Origin of the sequence: Kistimonas scapharcae, from assembly GCF_039540975.1 — a bacterium.
GTDB classification, from domain to species: Bacteria; Pseudomonadota; Gammaproteobacteria; order Pseudomonadales; family Endozoicomonadaceae; genus Kistimonas; species Kistimonas scapharcae.
Genome location: NZ_BAABFL010000476.1, coordinates 1 through 19,229, shown reverse-complemented (window position 1 = coordinate 19,229; position 19,229 = coordinate 1). Strand labels below are relative to the sequence as shown.

Here is a 19,229-nt window from a genome sequence, read left to right as displayed (position 1 = left end):
CTCCTATGATTCATAATACTGCTATCATCGAACCTGGTGCACGTATCGGGAATAACGTTAAAATTGGGCCTTTCGCATATATCCATAAAAATGTAATTATCGGGGATAATGCTGAGATTGGAAGTTATTCCGAACTGGGTATACCGACAGGCTTAGCAAAAGATAGCGACCTTTTGATCGGATCTAACTCAATTATTCGCAGTCACTCAGTTCTATATCAAGGATCCCGGATTGGATCCTATTTCAGAACGGGGCATTATGTTACTGTCCGCGAAAATAGTCAGATCGGTGAGCATGTTCAATTAGGATCAAGAACCGATGTTCAGGGTGATTGCATCATAGGCAGGTATACTAAATGCCATGCTGATGTACATATCGGAAAGCTATCCAATGTTGGAAATTATGTTTGGCTATTTCCTGAAGTATTGTTGACTAATGATCCTACGCCGCCAAGTGAGGAATTACTCGGTGTTACAATCAACGATTTTACTGTTGTTGCATCCAAGGTGTTGCTGATGCCTGGTGTCACTATTGGAAGAGATTGCCTTGTTGGGGCGGCTAGCCTGATAAAGGAAAATGTACCAGATAGTAAAGTCGTAACGGGTAATCCAGCTAAAGTGATTTGCGATGTTAATATTCTACGACATCATTCTAATCCTAAACAAAAAGCTTATCCTTGGCGGAGGCGGTTCCATCGGGGTTATTCTGAATCTGATATTCAATCATGGATTGAAGAGTTTAGTTGATAAATTATTTTTATGTCATAGATGAATATAGTTATGGCTAAAATTAAAAAAATAATTGCACAAGGTTTATTTCAGAATCTGAGAAAGATATTTTATATGTTTGTCTCAGAGATACCGATTAAAGCGATAATTAATCAACCTTTGCAGGCGATGGGGAAAGGGAGAGTTCTTTTAAAAGGTGATGTTACATTTGGATATGCTTATTCAAAGGATTTTTATTCAAGGTGTGGTTATATTGAAGCAAGAAGTAAATCAGCAGTCATTGAAATTAATGACAATACCTTTGTTAATAATTCATTTACTGCTATTGCGGATTCATCCAGTATCACTATAGGTAAAGACTGCCTGATAGGAACCGATGTGCAGATTTATGATAGTGACTTTCACGGTTTGGCGCCGGATGAACGCAGATCGACTTCTGGTGAATCACAGCCTGTCCATATTTCCGATAATGTTTTTATTGGTAATAATGCAATTATTCTTAAAGGATGTCGTATTGGGGTAAACTCAGTCATAGCTGCCGGTTCACTGGTTTGTAACGATATACCTGATAATGTCATTGCCGGTGGGGTTCCATGTAAAGTGATCAGAGCTCTTTAATTTTGTATTGTCAGTAATATTTATCAGTAAATGATGTAACATGATTCCATTTCTTGATTTAAAAGCGATTAATCATCAATACCAGCAGGCATTAAAAGAAGCTGCAGCACGAGTCATAGACTCTGGCTGGTATATTTTAGGCGAGGAAGTCGCTCAGTTTGAAAATGAGTTTGCTGCCTATTGTGGTACAGAATATTGTATTGGTGTTGCTAATGGTCTCGATGCATTGACACTGATTCTGCGGGCATGGATAGAACAAGGGCAACTGACAGAAGGTGATGAAGTCATTGTACCTGCCAACACGTATATTGCCTCAATTCTCGCAATTACTGAAAATCGCTTGAAACCTGTTTTGGTTGAGCCTGATCCTGAGACATTTAACCTTGATCCTACGCTTATTGAACGTCATATCAATGAAAAAACACGGGCAATACTGACGGTTCATTTATATGGTCAGATCACTGTAATCGACACAATAATGTCAATTGCCAGAAAGCATAATCTCAAGGTGATTGAAGACTGTGCACAAGCGCATGGTGCATGTTACCAAGGCAAAAAGGCTGGAAACATTGGTGATGCGGCTGGTTTTAGTTTTTATCCGGGTAAAAATCTGGGGGCACTTGGTGATGCAGGGGCGATTACCACGTCAGATCCCCAATTGGCTGAAACGCTGCGGGCACTTCGTAACTATGGGTCTCTGGAAAAGTACAAAAATATACATCAGGGTGTTAATAGTCGACTGGATGAAATGCAGGCCGCTTTACTGCGTGTGAAACTGCGTTATCTTGATATGGAGACGGAAGTGCGTCGTAGTATAGCTGAGTACTATAGCCAAAATATCGCTAACCCAGTAGTTCAGTCACCCATTGCTCAAGTTCGTGAATCACACGTTTGGCATTTATATGTTATTCGTACGGAGTTGAGGGATCGGCTCGCTGCCTATCTACAGAAGCAAGGAATACAAACTGTCATTCATTATCCTATCCCTCCTCATAAGCAAGCCGCATATATTGATTTGAATAGCATGAAGCTCCCGATCTCTGAAAAACTGCACAATGAGGTTCTCAGTCTGCCCATGAGTCCAGTGCTCTCAGCATCAGATATTGATCGAGTTGTTGATGCTGTCAATGTATTTCAATAGCAATTTATAAAGATCTACATTGTTTTACCGTAATGTATTTGAAGACTATATGTACTGAAGAGAGCTTCAATTGAGAGCCTCTACGGAGTTTAAGAATGATTATTGCCAAACCTGTAGGTGGCCTGGCGAACCAGATGGGTGTCTATGCTGCAGCCAAAGCGCTTGCCACTCATCATAATGTACCGTTAAAAGTAGATGTGAGTGAATGCAGTGAAGGGACATTGACAGAATTCAGATTGAAGCATTTGAATATCAAGACTGAGATTGCTACACAGCATGAGATAGATGCTGTTGTTGGGCTTACTGGCTATCCGTTGGTCAATAGCATTAAGAAAAAGCTTAAAAAGAAGTTTAAGTTGAATACTTGGGGTGAATATAAAGAATATTCGCTGACGTTTGACCCAGAATTCTTCAACTTGCCAGCAAAACAATATTTAAGAGGTAATTTTCCGAGTATTGTTTACTATGAATCAATAAAAAAGGTATTGCAGGAAGAGTTCACTGTTAAAAGCCTTGGGACAGACAAAACTCGTCACTGGGAAGAGCGAATCAGGAATACAAGAGATAGTGTTTGTTTGCATATAAGACGAGGTGATTATACTGATCCTAAGGTACAGGCATATCATGGACTATTAGATTTATCATACTATGAGAAGTCAATCTCTCATATGTCAAATGTATTGCTATCTCCGGAATTGTTTGTTTTTTCAGATGAAATTGAATGGGTTAAAGAGCATTTAAAAACAGATCTGCCTATACATTATGTAGATTGTCATAGTCCTTATGATGGTCATCTTGATTTTCATCTTATGCAACAATGTCATCATTTTATCATTGCAAATAGTGGCTTCAGCCGTTGGCCTGCTTATCTTTCAAATTATCCTGAAAAAATTGTTTGTATGCCTCAGGTATGGTGTGTAGATGATGAATTTAGTGATAGAGATATTGCTCCTGCTGATTGGATAAGAATATAAGCCGTTCAGGAATGAGCAGGCTTCGAAAACTCCGAAAATATAGTGCCAGCTTATTTAAATATTGATGTTTGTTGAAAGTAATATCGAAATGACAAAAAAAGCTCTTATCACAGGCGTTACAGGTCAAGATGGTTCCTATCTTGCTGAATTCCTTTTAAGTAAAGGGTACGAAGTTCATGGTATCAAGCGTAGGGCATCATCGTTCAATACCGATCGAATAGACCATATCTATGAAGATCCCCATATCAATGATCAACGTTTTATTTTGCACTACGGCGATTTGAGCGATAGCTCAAATCTGACCCGCATAATAAATCAGATCCAGCCAGATGAAGTGTATAACCTGGCTGCACAGTCTCATGTTGCAGTGTCATTTGAGTCGCCGGAATATACCGCGGATGTTGATGCTTTAGGTACATTGCGTCTGCTCGAAGCGATTCGCTTCCTCGGTCTGGAGAAGAAAACACGTTTCTACCAGGCATCTACCTCTGAATTGTATGGTTTGGTGCAAGAAGTTCCGCAAAAGGAAACGACACCGTTCTACCCACGCTCCCCTTATGCTGTGGCAAAACTGTATGCTTACTGGATTACCGTAAACTATCGCGAGGCGTATGGTATGTACGCTTGTAACGGGATTCTTTTCAATCATGAGTCGCCACGCCGTGGTGAAACCTTTGTTACCCGTAAAATCACCCGCGCACTCAGCAATATCGCTCAGGGACTGGAGCAGTGTTTGTATCTCGGTAATATGGATGCGCTCAGGGACTGGGGGCATGCCAAAGACTATGTTGAGATGCAATGGTTAATGCTTCAGCAGGAAACGCCGGAAGATTTCGTTATCGCGACGGGGGTTCAGTATTCTGTTCGTCAGTTTGTTGAGCTGACAGCTAAAAATCTGGGTATCACCCTGCGCTGGGAAGGGAAGGGGGTTGATGAGTGTGGTTATGTCGAATCCATAACCGGAGATAAGTCACACGCGCTAACAATCGGTCAGAAGATTGTTGCTGTAGATCCCCGATATTTCCGTCCTGCTGAAGTCGAAACACTGTTGGGTGACCCTACTCGCGCAAAGGAAAAGCTGGGTTGGACGCCATCGACATCACTCGAAGAAATGGTGAGTGAAATGGTTGATAATGACCTTGTATCCGCCCAACGCCATGCATTGCTCAAGCAACATGGCTTTGATGTGAAAGTGTCTCGGGAGTGAGCATCTGTCAATCGAGATTGTTTAATGAATTGACAGGGAGACACCAGGATAGATTATGCAAAAAAATATTTTTGTAGCAGGTCATAAAGGAATGGTCGGTTCGGCCATTATCCGCCAGCTGAGACAGCAATCAACTCAACATCGAATTGTGGTTGCTGATCGAAATGACATTGACCTTACCAACCAGGAAGCGGTTCGCGACTTTTTCACCAGCGAACGTATTGATCAGGTATATTTGGCTGCAGCAAAAGTCGGTGGCATTCATGCCAATAATGCCTACCCAGCAGAATTTATTTACGAAAACCTGATGATTGAGTCAAATATCATCCATCAGGCCTATACGTCGGGTGTAAGGGAACTGCTTTTTCTTGGCTCCAGTTGTATCTATCCAAAGTATGCGCAACAGCCGATAGTGGAAACGGAACTGTTAAATGGCGCATTGGAACCAACGAACGAAGCCTATGCGATTGCTAAAATTGCCGGGATTAAGCTTTGTGAGTCTTATAATCGGCAATACGGCGTTGATTATCGTTCTGTAATGCCTACAAACCTGTATGGTCCAAATGATAATTTCCATCCAGAAAACAGCCATGTCATACCGGCCATGATGCGTCGATTCCATGAGGCAACTTCTGCCAATGACAGTGAGGTCGTTGTCTGGGGATCAGGAAAGCCTATGCGGGAATTCCTTCATGTGGATGATATGGCTGCTGCCTGTTTGCATGTCATGAACCTGGATAAAACCATCTATGAAGAGAATACAGAACCCATGATGTCGCATATCAACATTGGAACCGGTGTTGATTGCACAATCAGGGAGCTGGCAGAAACCATGGCTACGGTTACCGGTTTCAGAGGCAAACTCCGGTTTGATACATCAAAACCTGATGGTACCCCAAGGAAGCTTCTGGATGTCAGTCGAATCCATAAAATGGGCTGGGAGTCATCCATTCGCATTGAACAAGGCCTGGCTGATACCTATAAATGGTTCCTGGAAAACAGTCGTACATTACGTGCATGATAAGGCTCTGGCCAGACGCCAAACAGGATAGAATATTTTGCTAATACCCGTCATATTAAGCGGCGGTTCAGGAAGTCGTTTATGGCCTGAGTCTCGTTCGCAATACCCCAAACAGTTTCTGCCGTTAACCGGTTCCGAGTCCATGATTCAGAGTACAGTGGGACGTTTGGCTGGACTCAGTGACTGCGCGCCACTTATGGTGATCTGTAATGAAGACCATCGCTTTATTGTGGCTGAGCAATTGCGTGCAGCCGGGCAGGACTACGCAAGCATCATTCTTGAACCCAGTGCCCGTAATACTGCGCCAGCGTTAGCTATTGCAGCACTGAGAGCATTATCAAATCACAGTGATGAAGATCCTGTCCTGCTGGTTCTGGCTGCCGATCATGACATCCGTAATGTAGATGAATTTCAGAAGGTCGTTTCCAAAGCGATACCGGCGGCGAATGATGGACAGCTGGTGACCTTTGGGATAGTGCCAACAAAACCTGAAACCGGCTACGGTTATATCAAGGCGGTGCAAGATAGCGGCATTCATGGCGGATGTACCTATTCTGTGGGAGCGTTTGTCGAAAAACCGGATGAAGCGACAGCTGTTGAATATATTGATTCAGGTGCCTATTACTGGAACTCAGGCATGTTCCTGTTAAAGGCATCCCGCTATCTTGAAGAGCTTGAAAAATTCCGGCCTGACATTCTCACTTCATGTAGACAGGCTATGTCTGACGCCACCGTTGACCTGGATTTTGTACGCCCGGATAAGTCAGCGTTTGAATCATGCCCATCTGATTCAATTGACTATGCTGTCATGGAAAATACGGCCGATGCAGTGGTTATCCCTCTCGATGCAGGCTGGTCTGATGTAGGGTCATGGTCTTCCCTGTGGGAGATCACTGGAAAAGATGACCAGGGCAATGTGGTGAATGGCGATGTTATGTTGGAAGATTGCCATAACAATTACATTCGTTCATCGCGTAAGTTGATAGCAGCCGTTGGTGTTGATGATCTTGTGATTGTAGACACCGATGATGCTGTTCTCGTGACGAGTAAAAACCGCTCTCAGGATGTAAAACGGATCGTTGAGAGGTTAATTCAGTCTCAACGCAGTGAAGCGTGTGCTCATCGAAAAGTGTATCGTCCCTGGGGGCATTATGATGGGATTGATGCTGGAGATAGATTTCAGGTCAAACGAATAACCGTCAAACCCGGAGCAACACTTTCCCTGCAGAAGCATCATCATCGTGCGGAGCACTGGATCGTTGTGCGTGGCACGGCATTGGTGACCAATGGCGAGCAAGAAATATTACTGACAGAAAATCAATCGACTTATATCCCGATTGGTACAATTCATCGTCTTGAAAATCCCGGTAAAGTAGATCTGGAGTTGATCGAAGTTCAGAGCGGCGCCTACCTTGGTGAAGATGATATTGTGCGCTTGGAAGATAATTACGGCCGTACCCGATGAATATGAAAGCGCTACCCTTAGTTTCTGTTATTGTACCGTGCTACAACCATCAGGATTATGTAAGTGATGCAATAAACAGCATACTGAAGCAGACATATTCCAATATTGAACTTATTGTCTTGGATGATGGTTCAACGGATAACAGCCCGGCTGTATTGGCAGAGCTTTCTGAAAAACATGGCTTTTATTATGAGCACCAGCAGAATATAGGCCTAAATGGCACGTTGAACAAAGGCCTCTCGCTTGCAAAAGGGCAATACATTTGCCCATTTGCATCTGATGATGTGATGTTTCTTGATCGTATAGAGAAACAAGTCGCATTACTTGAGTCGCGGCCTGACGTTGCAGTCTGTGCCGGCAATATGATTGCAATCAGTGAAACAGGTGAGATTGCATCAGGGCTTAAAATTAGGCCAGCCCGTGAAGTTGGTTTTGATGATTTATTTTGGAAAAATATTCCTGGTCCTGCAGCGCCGACTACAATGATTCGTTCTACGGTCCTTGATGAAGTGGGTCACTATGATCCGGACATCAGAATCGAAGACTTATATATGTGGCTTAAGATTACTCATGCAGGGCATAAAATTTATATTTTAAATGATTTGTTGGCCTATTATCGACAACATAGCGGAAACCTCCACTCTAATTATAAGTCCATGTTTGAAAATGAGTTGAGAATAATTGGCTCGTATGCGTCTCACCCTAAGTACAATGAAGTAAAAAAGCGTTTGCTCATAAGTACGTTTGTCAAAACCGCTAATCGAGACAAGCAGTTTGCAAAGGAACTATTGAGCCAAATATCATTTTTTGATGCACCACTTAAAGTTTCAAAAGGCGTTGTAAGATTGATTGCAGGTTAAATTGCCGTTGCAAATAGTATGATTTCAATTGATGCTAATATATCCCTGAAAATATTTCTATTACATGTTGAGTTTATCAAGCTAAGGCTCGATTAATGCTTTTGCACGGAAGTATAATAAATATAACTCGATTGTTTAGATAAAAGTATTGGTCAGAAAGTGATCGTCAATAATATAGTGTCCCAAGTAAAGGTTGTTATAGAGAGTGTGCACAAGAAACGGTGATTGCATCGTGCGATATACTTATATAAGTAGTAATGAATAAATGGAAAAAAAACTGATCAGTGTATTGATGCCCGTTCATAATGCAGAACTGTATCTTCATGATGCAATCAGCTCTGTGCTTGAACAAGACTATAGGGATATAGAATTTATAATCATAGATGATGGCTCTACGGATAATAGCCTCGAAGTTATACGCGGATTTGAAAAAAACGATAAAAGAATTGTTTTGCTTGAAAAAGAAAATAGTGGGATTGTCGATACGCTAAATTATGGGTTTCAACACGTAAGTGGTGAATATGTCGCCCGGATGGATGCAGATGATGTCTGTATGGCACATAGATTATCCACTCAGCTGAAGTTTATGAAAGAAAATAGCCTGGATCTCTGTGGTAGCGCGATGAGGCTATTTGGAAGTAGCTCAAGAATAAAAAAGTATCCTGAAAGCCATGATGAATTAATGACTAATCTTGCGCTATATGGAAAGACAATTCCCCATCCAACAGTGTTGATGAAGACTGAAATTTTACAGTATCACTCTTACAGTAATAAATTTCCCTATGCAGAAGATCTTGCTCTTTGGTTAGATATTGCATTCGGATCCAATTATAGATTGGGAAATTGCCCTGATGTCCTTATGAATTATCGAGTACATGGAAAGCAAACTTCAAAAGAAAAAAAGCAGCAACAGGTAGCTTCGACAATAGGTGCAACAGATTATTTTCTTAGAAAAGAGTGCGGTATCTTCACTGATCAAGAGTTGAATGCTAATTATATATTGTCGAAATCTCGAATGAAGAGTACGACTCAAAATATTTCGGACTATAGTAGCTATATTGAAAAAGTCAGAAGTTATCTTTCAAACAAAAATCTAGACCTAAAATATCTGGATGAAAAGTATTATGAAGTCTGCAGGAAAAATACCTTTCATGGCTTCATGGTAAAAGATTTGTTTCTTAAAACTGCAGCAAACCCATCTGTCAGACAAAGATTCGAGCTGAGTATCAAGGCAGCATTGAGAATTTAGGGTGAAATTAAATTCACCCTAAATAGAGAGCATTCTATTTAATGTTGTTTTGCTAAGCCAGTTTTCGTGGTTGCAATAGCTAAGGCTAATGGTAACCATGTTATAAGCCAGAATTCACCTGGTCGGTTAATCAGACTGTAAACATCTGTGACCATACTAATGCTTCCAAATAGCATCAATGCAAATGCGCACTTTGCTAGATAACTGCTCCAAAATTTCTTAACCGCTAAGAGCATGCTGACAGCCATTGCTACTAGTAAAGTAAGACCTACGAAACCGTAGTTAAGAGTCATTTGCAAAGGCAGATTATGCGCGTGAGGGACTAGCCACTTACCAATCCAAATATTAGGTTGGTGTTCAAAACCGTATCCAACTAGTGGTGATTGACGTATAACTTCAATTGCTGCCATCCATATGTTATTACGATTGTTCATGCCTGTATCGAAAATTTTGGGTGAAAGCAATACATGGCCATAATTTACCGCAACAAATAATACGCCCAATGCGCCAACAAGTAGAGCGATATTGGTTTTTGAATTACGTACAACAATAGATATCAGAGCAAAGGACGTGATGAGCGCTATAATTGGACCTCTTGACCATGTCATCAAGACATAGAAAGAAAGAACGCTGACACCTATAATAGCTGCGGCTATTTCAAATTTTGTCTTTGCTCTTATCGTTAGCCAGGTAAAGAGATAAATAGCATATACACCATAAAAAATACCTGCATTGATGGGATGTTTGAAATCACCGTACTTACCTATTCCCATGCTAAAAAGTCTATAGGAGCGATAAGCAAGTTGGTGATCTTGAATGATATAGTGGTTGATAAGTGCGATAGCAGCACTGACTGTGATGACCAGCGTCGCTAATAGCAATAGCTTTTCTAATTTACAGGTGTTCTTAGCACATTGAGTAGCGGCATATACATACAACAGTACATACAGGCAACGCTTTAATAAATCACTGAGATCTGTCTCAGTATCGCTCCAGGACCAGGATAATGCGGCCCAGGCAACAAACATAAAAAAGATTACTTCAATTGTGCCGGGCTTAAGATGACGAAAATGCCGTATTTTCAATAAAACTGAAATCGTGGCCGGCAAGATAAGCCAGACATACGTTTGAGAGATAGCGCCACCTTTTCCAAGCCATGTAATAGCCGTTAGTTGTATGAAAAGGCCGAATGGCAGCAGATAGCGGGTGATGAAGTCATCAGCCTTGTCTATTTTGCTCATCGAGTGCCTCATGCTTGAGGTCGTGTCATTAATTATCAGGTTGTTCATTAAGCTGCTGGCTGTATGGTAGTTAAGAGAGGTAGATAGAAGGCGCTTATTTTAACACTTTATGCATAACTGTCAGAGAGATTTATTTCATCTTAGAATATTGTATAGTTTAATTGTGTAAAGTACTGACATAGTAGAATCAAAATCAGTAGTGTTATCATAAAATAGTCAACTGAAAAGGAAGGTATAGCTTTATTCCTAGTCAGCTTGTTTAGCTGTATGACAACGTTAAAGTACTATTTAGTCAGATCAAGTCATGCCAAGTTTTTTCAGTATGAAAAGCTCTTATATATTTCTTGCTTGTTGATTAATAAAATTCGTAATAAGTTAAAATGATTTTCCCTTCAATGTTGTCAATAATAGATGTTTGTGAAAAAGCTTCATGATTTTATATGTTAAAAATCAAATTCTAAAAAATCCCAAAATGAATTGGGCAATAGCGGATCAAGCATTAGTTAGTGGAGCCAATTTTTTAACCGGCATTATCTTAGCTCGGCTATTAGGTTTGGAATCGTATGGCGTTTTCACACTCGCGTGGTTAGTCGTCCTATTTTTTAACAGCCTACAGCTTGCAACGATAGTGCAACCAATGATGAGCTTATCCCCGAAATATGAGGGTGAAAAGCTAAAAGAATTTTATGGTTCAATGTTATATATCCAGCTGTTATGGATTATAATTTATCTGCTTGTAATTTGTATTGGCATCGTTTTCCAAAATAAATTTGAATATGCTGCTAGAATTAGTGAATATATTATTCCAGTCTTTTCAGTTCTCATTGCTTTTCAAATACAGGACTTTTTTAGAAGACTCTTTTTTACTTTGTCGAAACCAGGAAAAGCATTTTTAAGCGATTCGATCAGCTACCTTGGTAGAATACTTCTATTCATTCTCCTTTATCATCTCGATAATCTGACCATAACAAATGTACTCTATGCAATTACATTTGTTAGTCTAGTCGCAATAGTACCTGCTTTAAGCATAAAAACTAGCATCAAAATGTTTCACTCACATCATCCACTGAATATTAAGGAGAACTTTGATTTTTCTAAATGGCTTTTAGGTTCAGCATTATTGCAATGGACAACGGGTAATTACTTTTTTGTTATGGCGGGGATGTTACTAGGTCCTTTAGCTGTTGGTGCCGTAAAAGCATGTCAGAATATTATTGGTATAACGCATATTTTATTCCAGGCCATGGAGAACTTTGTTCCATCACAGGCTACTAAAGCACTAAGAGATGGGATAGGTGGATTAAAAAAATATCTATTGAAGCTTGTTTGTCTGGGTGGCTTGGGGACTGGCTTGATAATTATGACTGTTGTTGTATTCTCCGAAGCACTTATAACACTGGTCTATGGTGAAGAGTATACGCAATACTCTTATCTGATGAGCTGGTTTGGAATTTTGTATTTCCTGTCATATTTATCCTTACCAATAAGAGCAGGGTTAAGATCTATTGAAAGAAATAGTGTTATTTTTTATGGATATATTATATCTACAGCTTTCTCTTTACTCAGCGCGAAGCCGATTGTCTCTTCATATGGTGAGCTGGGCGTGATTCTAGGAAGTATATTATCTCAACTAATTATATTGAGTGTGTTAGGTGCATGCTTCTTGCTTTATATCGTGAACTTCAACAGAGCTAAACGATAGTTGTATGTAATGTGTTGAAATTACTACTCGATAAATTGTTTCTAATGATAGGGATGATTATTAAAGCCTGAGTTTCAAAGGCGTTAATTGAAAAATATTAAGAGAGTATAATATGAAAGTGCTATTATTGGCAGGTGGTTACGGTACAAGGTTAAGTGAAGAGACGGATGTGCGTCCAAAACCAATGGTCGAAATTGGTGGTAAGCCTATCCTATGGCATATAATGAAACTCTATTCAGAGCACGGTTATGACGATTTTGTAATCCTTTTAGGTTACAAAGGCTATGTGATAAAAGAATATTTTGCTAACTACTTTTTGCATCAAAGTAACGTAACAATAGATCTAAAAAATAATTCAATGGAAGTTCTGGAAAACACCAGTGAAGCTTGGAAGGTGACTCTCATTGATACTGGGTTAAATGCTATGACAGGAGCGAGAATAAAAAAAGCTCAAAAGATAGTAGGTGATAATCCATTCATGCTAACTTATGGTGACGGCGTTTCAGATATTAATATAAATGAATTAGTCAAATTTCATAAAAGCCACGGCAAGGCAATGACTATGACCTCTTCACAGCCAGAAGGTCGATTTGGGGCGCTTATAACGACCGAAGATAACAAAGTTGAGAGGTTTATGGAAAAGCCAAAAGGAGATGGCAACTGGATAAATGCAGGATATTTTGTTTGTGAGCCTTCCGTCTTTGATTACATAGCTGATGATGATTCTGCAGTGTTTGAACAAAAGCCTCTGGAACGTTTATCACATGAGGGACAAATATACACCTATAAGCATGACGGTTTCTGGAAACCAATGGATACACTGAGAGATAAAATCAAGTTGAATGAAATGTGGGACAATGGTGTAGCACCCTGGAAAGTTTGGTGACAGTAATGTTTAATAATATTTATGCAGGTAAAAAGGTACTTGTAACAGGTCATACAGGCTTTAAGGGCAGCTGGCTAACAACGTGGCTACTAGAATTAGGTTCTGTAGTTTGTGGTATTTCAAAAGATATACCTACTGAGCCATCAATGTTTGAAGAGCTTGGGTTAGAGAAAAAGATTGAACACAATATTTGTGATATACGAAACTTAGAAGAAATAAAAGAAATTATCACAGCATTCAAGCCAGATTTTTTATTCCATTTAGCGGCACAAGCTATTGTCTCGGTTTCCTATGATCAGCCATTAGAAACAATCTCGTCAAATGTTATTGGAACCACAAATGTATTAGAGTGTTTACGTTCACTTAATCATCCATGTAATGCAGTTATAATTACAAGTGACAAGTGTTATGAAAATGTTGAATGGGTATGGGGCTATAAAGAAACTGATCAAATGGGTGGGCGTGATATATATAGTGGTTCCAAAGGTGCTGCTGAAATAATATTCCATGCTTATCAGCAGTCTTTCTTTAATGGAAAGAATGAACATATACGTATGGCTACTGGTCGTGCAGGGAATGTGATTGGGGGGGGGGACTGGGCTGCAGACAGGATAGTCGCAGACTGTATGAGGGCCTGGAGCAGTTCTGAATCTGTTAATATACGTTGCCCAACAGCTACTAGGCCTTGGCAACATGTACTCGAGCCATTAAGCGGCTATCTGTTATTGGGGCAGAATTTGGCTCAAAATATTGAAAGCCATGGTGAGCAATATAATTTTGGTCCTAGATCTGATGTAAATCATACAGTCAAAGACCTGATTAAGGACTTGTCTGCCTATTGGAAGTTCAATGACTCAGAAGATGCTTATGTTGTGATAGATAATTTACCCTTTAACGAAGCAGGGCTTTTAAAACTTAATTGTGATAAGGCATTATTTAATTTGAAATGGCAAGCTGTTTTAAATTATCAAGAATGTATAAAGTTTGTTAGTGAATGGTACTTTGCTTTTTACCAAGGTGAGCAAGATATGTTAGCTTTTACTATGAAGCAAATTGCCGAGTACAAGGAAATTGCAGTAGACAGGAAAATATCATGGACGGTGTGATAATAACCCCTCTAAAAGAAATAGCTCATGATAAAGGTAATATATTTCACGCATTGAAAAAAAGCGATAATGGTTATTTAGGTTTTGGTGAAGCATATTTTTCTTCAATAAAAAGTGGTGCGATCAAGGGATGGAAAAAACATAATGAAATGACTTTGAATTTGATCGTTCCTATAGGGGAAGTTGAATTTGTTTTATACAATAAGGGTAAATTTGAACAGTTTATATTATCTCCTAGGAATTATTGTAGACTAACCATTCCACCCAATATATGGGTTGCCTTCAGGGGATTGGCACCTTTCGATAGTATGCTGCTGAATATAGCTAATATTGAACATAATCCTTCGGAATCTGAAGCGTGCGAACTAAATGATATTCCTTATGTGTGGAGACCATGAGAATACTGATAACGGGTGCGAATGGCATGCTGGGTTCTGTGCTATCAAAAAAGCTAAAAGGACATGAAGTTTTTGCTTACAGTCGCGCAGAGTTGGATATAACTAACAGAGTTGAAATAAAACATACACTTAAAGATATCGATCCTCAAGTTATCATCCATGCCGCAGCCTATACTAATGTTGAACAATCTGAGGTTGATCCAGACAAGGCATATTTGGTAAATGTAATCGGTACACAAAACTTAGTTGACGCTTGTGTTGGTAATAATGTTTTATTTGTTTACATATCAAGTACAGGTATTTATGGAACAAAGAAAGTAAACTCACCTTACAATGAGTTTGACGAAGCTCTACCAACAACAATACATCATAAATCAAAACTCGAAGCGGAAAAAGTTGTAATAAATCACTTAAATAAATTTCTTATAATAAGAACAGGTTGGTTATTTGGTGGTAGTATCCAAAAAGAAAAGAATTTTGTTTTTAAACGATATTTAGAAGCTTCATCAAAAAAGAAAATCTATTCTGATCCTAATCAAATAGGTAATCCAACATATGTTGAAGATTTAGTAGATCAAATAAATCTGCTTATAGATAAGCAGCATTATGGCATTTTTAATTGCGTTAATAATGCTGTGAACGTAACACGCTTGGACTATGTTCAAAAAATTATTTCTCTATTTGAATTAGACTGCCAGGTTGAAGCTGCCCCAAAAGGAATCTTTAAGCGAGTAGCTCCTGTATCAAGTAACGAATCTGCAGAAAACAAAAAGCTTGATTTTTTAGGGGTAAACATTATGGGTGATTGGCAAGAAAGTTTACAACGCTATGTCAAGCTGGTTAGAAGTAAGGAAGTATAACTATGTTGCTTACTGTAGTAATGTCTGTAAAAAATGGTGAGCCCTATCTTTCAGAAGCTATAGAGAGCATATTAAATCAAACATATAAAGATTATGATTTCATTATTGTCAATAATAATTCAACAGATAAAACGGCTAGCATTTTAGAATATTATCGTAATCAGGACTCTCGTATAAGGGTAATTACTAATAATCTCCCCTATACCTATGTTGAAGGAAGAATGCTTGCATTCGAGAAAGTAAAAACGGATTGGGTTGCATTGATGGATGCTGATGATATATCAGAACCGATGCGTTTTGAAAAACAGATCAATGCAATAAGAAAATATGGTGACAAGTTGGGTGCTATTGGTGTTTGGGCAAAACAAATAAATAACAAAGGAAAAGTACTAGCAAATAGCACATTTGGTGCTACTTCTATCGATGAGTTCGAAAAGTTAAATAATGCTAATGAAACGATTGGATTAATTGATCCAACTGCAGTATTTCACTTGCCTACATTTTATAAAGCAGGTGGGTATCGGCCTTATACAGTACCAGCAGCAGATTTAGACTTATGGTATAGGATAGCTGAAGCAGGTAGAGCTGTTCTCGTCATACCTCAATATTTATTTAAGTATCGAGTGCATAACAACTCTGACTCTGTTAGACGTTCAATGCTACAGCGAAAAAAAACACACTTTATAAATTATAATATGAGAGTTCGCAGAACTGGACAGAACGAAATAAGTTGGGATTTCTATTGTAAAAACATATGGCAGAAGCCATGGTATCGATTTAAGAAGTTAAGAACAGATTATGGAATGGTGTTTTATAAAGTTGCGGGATTGAATTATGCAGAAGGTAGCAAGGTGCTAATGCTATATTGGCTTGTTCTAGCATTTTTTATAAATCCTATATTTGTAATAAAGAGACTGTATGGACAAAAGTTAAAGAGTAACAATTAAGACCATATCACTATGAAGTTTTTTATTGCTGAACTTTTTAAATCTCTAGAAGAAAGTAATGTTAGGTATGCTGTGCTAAGAAACTATGAATCTTTGCCAGAAAAGCCAGCAGACAGTGATTATTTTGATTTGGATTTAATCGTTTCCTCAAAAGACTATGAAAGATATCGAAGTGTTGTACATAATGTTGCTGCTAAACATGAAGCAAGTATTATCAAAGAGTTTAGCAGGAGCTATGTAAAGCATATACGTGTGGTAAAATTGCTGGAAAGCCACTATGTAGCTGTTCAGCTTGATGCACATATCAAAGGGCAGGGATGGCATGGTTACTATTATTTGCATGAAAATGAAATTCTAGAAAACAGAAAGAAGTATAATAATATTTACGTGGTTAGTGACTTTCATAAAGCATTGATTAATTGGTTAGATAAGTTGTTATGGGGAGGATATATTAAAGATAAATATAGAAATGATATACAAAATATAATGAAGTCCCATGTAAAACTTTTAGAAAATTTTCTAGCTAAAGTTCTTCCTGAAAAGGAAAAAAAGGATTTATCTAAAATAGTTACAATTGGGAATCTAAATGATTCTGTTCCTTTTAGGGGGAGATTGATAGCTGGAATTCGGCGGTTAAGTATTAAGCAATACTCATTGGCCACATTTTTTTGGACAGCAGATTTTTACTATAGGGAGTTAATATTAAGAATAAAGCCGCCAGGATTGAAAGTTATCTTTAAAAAAGATAATTCTCATTCGAATAAAATATTCGATGATTTAAAGACAATAGTTTTAGGTGAATCACTTTATTTAACTTGTCAAAAATATCCAAGTACGTCATTTAAAAGGATATATACAATATTAAGAAAGCAGGGTTTGGTTGCTATCATATCAAGCCGGTTAGTAGATAATAATTATCAAGCTTTCGAAATGTGTTTATCAGAGTCTAATCATCGAAATGAAGTTATTGGACATATACTATCAAGATATAAAAAGGAGCGATTATTTGGCGCTACAGTAGTGTACATTGCTAATTAGATCACATCTTGTACAGGGTTAATGTATGCAAGGGTAATATCATGAGAGTTCTTGCTATCATAGACTTCACAGGCATTATGCCAGTCACAAAAAGTGCTCCTTTTCGTTATATTTTCATTCGCAGAGTGTAAATGGTTGCATGTACAAGAATGCTATCAGTTTGATAGAGCAATTCTCCGTACTTCAAGACCCTCTCCAAAGCTGGAAAGCGAGACACACTCTGCGATGTATTGCTGTTGACCATTGTTCAGTCATAGCTTGTCCCGAAGGCTTAAGGGACATATCTTTATCCCAAAGACCACCTCTAATGCTTGAGTAAATATGGCATTTTTAAATAATGCGACTGTATTACAAGAGTATTGTAAGAACAGATAGTGTTACTAAAATCTAGTAATTAAAAAATTCTCTATCGACTGTATAAAAGTCTATAACAAAAAAATTGTTGAAGTAAATTTAACAGACTGAGAGATTCCTCGAGCTCATAGGCAGAGGTTACAGTCTAACTTGATCAGATTTTTGCATGTGTTGATGGTGCTCCTCGTGGTTAGATTAAGATCGTTGAAACACAATGAGAATACTGCCTTCTTTGATCTGTTTGAGTTAGAAAAATCTGATCGCAATCGATACCGAGCTATAACAGAGTACAATAGACAAAGTCTTTGTAGAAAGTATAAGCTGAATTCATTAGTTAAAAATTGAAATCTTGCATTACAAATTTTTGATTGCCTTATGCCTTGTTAGACATATTGTTAAATATTTAAAAATTCATAAATAAGGGGAGCTATGAAGATACTGAATTTGGGATGTGGTGTAAAAACTAGCGATAAGATTGGCGTGATTAATATAGATTGGTCAATTTACTTGCGATTAAAAAATAAGAAAATATTGTCGCCAATATTACCTCTGTTTTTCAGAGGAGAACGCTTAAATAGACTTAAATCACTGCCAGAAAATATTATGGTGCATAATCTGGCAAAAGGTATACCCTTCAGCTCAGATTCAGTTGATGTTGTTTACCATTCTCATATGCTAGAACATTTGGACAGAGATGTTGCAGAAAAGTTCTTAATGGAAGTTAAAAGGGTTCTTAAAGTTGGTGGAATACATCGTATTGTAGTTCCTGATTTCGAAGAAGCCTGTAACGCTTATATCAAACATATTGCATTATGTGAAGAGAATCCTGATGAGTATAATAATCACGATTCATATATTGCTTCATTAATTGAACAGTCAGTGAGAAAAGAGTCATTTGGCAGCAGCCAACAGAGTCCATTGAGGCGATTTTTTGAAAACCTTATTCTTGGTGATTCTCGACGAAGGGGAGAAAATCATCAATGGATGTATGACAAAATAAATTTGAAAGCAAAGCTGATAAACTGTGGATACAAAGAAGTTTATGAGCAAAATTATAACTCAAGTGAAATTTCAAATTGGATTGATTATGGACTAGATAATGACAAAGATGGCAATCAGTATAAGCCAGGGTCTCTTTATATAGAAGCTCGTAAATAAAATTCACCTGAGTGCGGTGCTTCGCATGGTTCAAGAGTCGCAGATTCCTGATATAGAAACAGTTGGTAATGTATATCTAGAAGAGTAGAACTGACTGTTGAGACGCACGATCAAGTGCTCTTAAACTTATAATCACCGTCTCATAGATGGTAGTAGTATCGATAGAATGTGTTGAGTTACCTCACTCAGAAATTTAGTAAGTACTCAAAAACCGGTACATAAGGCGATTTCACGTTCTGCCGCCTAAGCTCATCCCCATGTTCCCATTACCGCCTG

Annotated in this window: 18 protein-coding genes; 17 read left to right on the top strand and 1 reads right to left on the bottom strand. The window is 38.5% G+C overall.

Annotated features, from left to right (window positions below; genetic code table 11):
- Positions 1–5 precede the first annotated feature (5 nt).
- The 9 genes from ABD892_RS25025 to ABD892_RS24985 all read left to right on the top strand — a co-directional run bounded on the left by ABD892_RS25025 (position 6) and on the right by ABD892_RS24985 (position 9,263).
- Positions 6–746: an acyltransferase gene (locus tag ABD892_RS25025; RefSeq protein ID WP_345199035.1), complete on the top strand. Its 741-nt coding sequence runs from the start codon at positions 6–8 to the stop codon at positions 744–746.
- Between the two features lie 33 nt (positions 747–779).
- Positions 780–1,346 (top strand): DapH/DapD/GlmU-related protein, encoded by a 567-nt coding sequence (locus ABD892_RS25020; RefSeq protein WP_345199034.1) that lies wholly within the window; start codon positions 780–782, stop codon positions 1,344–1,346.
- A 40-nt stretch (positions 1,347–1,386) separates the two neighbouring features.
- Positions 1,387–2,487: a DegT/DnrJ/EryC1/StrS family aminotransferase gene (locus ABD892_RS25015; protein ID WP_345199033.1), complete on the top strand. Its 1,101-nt coding sequence runs from the start codon at positions 1,387–1,389 to the stop codon at positions 2,485–2,487.
- Between the two features lie 95 nt (positions 2,488–2,582).
- Positions 2,583–3,461: an alpha-1,2-fucosyltransferase gene (locus ABD892_RS25010; protein WP_345199032.1), complete on the top strand. Its 879-nt coding sequence runs from the start codon at positions 2,583–2,585 to the stop codon at positions 3,459–3,461.
- 88 nt (positions 3,462–3,549) lie between these two features.
- Positions 3,550–4,668, top strand: coding sequence for a GDP-mannose 4,6-dehydratase (gmd, locus tag ABD892_RS25005; RefSeq protein ID WP_345199031.1), 1,119 nt, complete (start codon positions 3,550–3,552; stop codon positions 4,666–4,668).
- Between the two features lie 55 nt (positions 4,669–4,723).
- Positions 4,724–5,689 carry a GDP-L-fucose synthase gene (gene fcl, locus ABD892_RS25000; protein WP_345199030.1) on the top strand — a complete coding sequence of 322 codons (966 nt, stop codon included), beginning with the start codon at positions 4,724–4,726 and terminating at the stop codon, positions 5,687–5,689.
- Positions 5,690–5,726: 37 nt separating this feature from the next.
- The gene (locus ABD892_RS24995; protein ID WP_345199029.1) at positions 5,727–7,154 is read left to right on the top strand and encodes a mannose-1-phosphate guanylyltransferase/mannose-6-phosphate isomerase; all 1,428 of its coding nucleotides are present in this window, start codon (positions 5,727–5,729) and stop codon (positions 7,152–7,154) included.
- Complete coding sequence (locus ABD892_RS24990; protein WP_345199028.1) at positions 7,151–8,014, top strand: glycosyltransferase family 2 protein; 864 nt, start codon at positions 7,151–7,153, stop codon at positions 8,012–8,014. Before ABD892_RS24995 ends, ABD892_RS24990 begins: the two co-directional genes overlap by 4 nt.
- Positions 8,015–8,279: 265 nt before the next feature.
- Positions 8,280–9,263, top strand: a complete 984-nt coding sequence (locus tag ABD892_RS24985; protein WP_345199027.1) for a glycosyltransferase family 2 protein — start codon at positions 8,280–8,282, stop codon at positions 9,261–9,263.
- A gap of 38 nt (positions 9,264–9,301) precedes the next feature.
- Here the strand turns inward: ABD892_RS24985 and ABD892_RS24980 are convergent, their stop codons facing one another.
- Positions 9,302–10,504 carry an O-antigen ligase family protein gene (locus ABD892_RS24980; RefSeq protein ID WP_345199026.1) on the bottom strand — a complete coding sequence of 401 codons (1,203 nt, stop codon included), beginning with the start codon at positions 10,502–10,504 and terminating at the stop codon, positions 9,302–9,304.
- A gap of 430 nt (positions 10,505–10,934) precedes the next feature.
- Between ABD892_RS24980 and ABD892_RS24975 the strand changes: the two genes are divergently transcribed.
- The 8 genes from ABD892_RS24975 to ABD892_RS24940 all read left to right on the top strand — a co-directional run bounded on the left by ABD892_RS24975 (position 10,935) and on the right by ABD892_RS24940 (position 18,953).
- Positions 10,935–12,206, top strand: coding sequence for a lipopolysaccharide biosynthesis protein (locus tag ABD892_RS24975; RefSeq protein WP_345199025.1), 1,272 nt, complete (start codon positions 10,935–10,937; stop codon positions 12,204–12,206).
- Between the two features lie 112 nt (positions 12,207–12,318).
- Positions 12,319–13,092 carry a glucose-1-phosphate cytidylyltransferase gene (gene rfbF / locus ABD892_RS24970; protein WP_345199024.1) on the top strand — a complete coding sequence of 258 codons (774 nt, stop codon included), beginning with the start codon at positions 12,319–12,321 and terminating at the stop codon, positions 13,090–13,092.
- 5 nt (positions 13,093–13,097) lie between these two features.
- Complete coding sequence (rfbG, locus tag ABD892_RS24965; RefSeq protein ID WP_345199081.1) at positions 13,098–14,198, top strand: CDP-glucose 4,6-dehydratase; 1,101 nt, start codon at positions 13,098–13,100, stop codon at positions 14,196–14,198.
- Positions 14,186–14,596 (top strand): cupin domain-containing protein, encoded by a 411-nt coding sequence (locus ABD892_RS24960; protein ID WP_345199023.1) that lies wholly within the window; start codon positions 14,186–14,188, stop codon positions 14,594–14,596. The genes rfbG and ABD892_RS24960 overlap by 13 nt, the downstream gene beginning before the upstream one ends.
- Positions 14,593–15,456, top strand: a complete 864-nt coding sequence (locus tag ABD892_RS24955; protein ID WP_345199022.1) for an SDR family oxidoreductase — start codon at positions 14,593–14,595, stop codon at positions 15,454–15,456. Before ABD892_RS24960 ends, ABD892_RS24955 begins: the two co-directional genes overlap by 4 nt.
- A gap of 2 nt (positions 15,457–15,458) precedes the next feature.
- The gene (locus ABD892_RS24950; RefSeq protein WP_345199021.1) at positions 15,459–16,403 is read left to right on the top strand and encodes a glycosyltransferase family 2 protein; all 945 of its coding nucleotides are present in this window, start codon (positions 15,459–15,461) and stop codon (positions 16,401–16,403) included.
- A 12-nt stretch (positions 16,404–16,415) separates the two neighbouring features.
- The gene (locus ABD892_RS24945; RefSeq protein ID WP_345199020.1) at positions 16,416–17,441 is read left to right on the top strand and encodes a hypothetical protein; all 1,026 of its coding nucleotides are present in this window, start codon (positions 16,416–16,418) and stop codon (positions 17,439–17,441) included.
- 783 nt (positions 17,442–18,224) lie between these two features.
- A complete protein-coding gene (locus ABD892_RS24940) occupies positions 18,225–18,953 on the top strand; it encodes a class I SAM-dependent methyltransferase (protein ID WP_345199019.1) in 729 nt (242 codons plus the stop codon).
- The last annotated feature ends 276 nt before the right edge of the window (positions 18,954–19,229 follow it).

Excerpts from the sequence above, each read along its gene's own strand:
- rfbF (WP_345199024.1), top strand. The coding sequence starts at position 12,319 with ATGAAAGTGCTATTATTGGCAGGTGGTTACGGTACAAGGTTAAGTGAA.
- ABD892_RS24985 (WP_345199027.1), top strand. The coding sequence starts at position 8,280 with ATGGAAAAAAAACTGATCAGTGTATTGATGCCCGTTCATAATGCAGAA.
- gmd (WP_345199031.1), top strand. The coding sequence starts at position 3,550 with ATGACAAAAAAAGCTCTTATCACAGGCGTTACAGGTCAAGATGGTTCC.
- fcl (WP_345199030.1), top strand. The coding sequence starts at position 4,724 with ATGCAAAAAAATATTTTTGTAGCAGGTCATAAAGGAATGGTCGGTTCG.
- ABD892_RS24975 (WP_345199025.1), top strand. The coding sequence starts at position 10,935 with ATGATTTTATATGTTAAAAATCAAATTCTAAAAAATCCCAAAATGAAT.
- ABD892_RS24945 (WP_345199020.1), top strand. The coding sequence starts at position 16,416 with ATGAAGTTTTTTATTGCTGAACTTTTTAAATCTCTAGAAGAAAGTAAT.
- ABD892_RS25015 (WP_345199033.1), top strand. The coding sequence starts at position 1,387 with ATGATTCCATTTCTTGATTTAAAAGCGATTAATCATCAATACCAGCAG.
- ABD892_RS24950 (WP_345199021.1), top strand. The coding sequence starts at position 15,459 with ATGTTGCTTACTGTAGTAATGTCTGTAAAAAATGGTGAGCCCTATCTT.
- rfbG (WP_345199081.1), top strand. The coding sequence starts at position 13,098 with ATGTTTAATAATATTTATGCAGGTAAAAAGGTACTTGTAACAGGTCAT.
- ABD892_RS24955 (WP_345199022.1), top strand. The coding sequence starts at position 14,593 with ATGAGAATACTGATAACGGGTGCGAATGGCATGCTGGGTTCTGTGCTA.
- ABD892_RS25025 (WP_345199035.1), top strand. The coding sequence starts at position 6 with ATGATTCATAATACTGCTATCATCGAACCTGGTGCACGTATCGGGAAT.
- ABD892_RS24940 (WP_345199019.1), top strand. The coding sequence starts at position 18,225 with ATGAAGATACTGAATTTGGGATGTGGTGTAAAAACTAGCGATAAGATT.
- ABD892_RS24980 (WP_345199026.1), bottom strand. The coding sequence starts at position 10,504 with ATGAGCAAAATAGACAAGGCTGATGACTTCATCACCCGCTATCTGCTG.
- ABD892_RS25010 (WP_345199032.1), top strand. The coding sequence starts at position 2,583 with ATGATTATTGCCAAACCTGTAGGTGGCCTGGCGAACCAGATGGGTGTC.
- ABD892_RS25020 (WP_345199034.1), top strand. The coding sequence starts at position 780 with ATGGCTAAAATTAAAAAAATAATTGCACAAGGTTTATTTCAGAATCTG.
- ABD892_RS24990 (WP_345199028.1), top strand. The coding sequence starts at position 7,151 with ATGAATATGAAAGCGCTACCCTTAGTTTCTGTTATTGTACCGTGCTAC.
- ABD892_RS24960 (WP_345199023.1), top strand. The coding sequence starts at position 14,186 with ATGGACGGTGTGATAATAACCCCTCTAAAAGAAATAGCTCATGATAAA.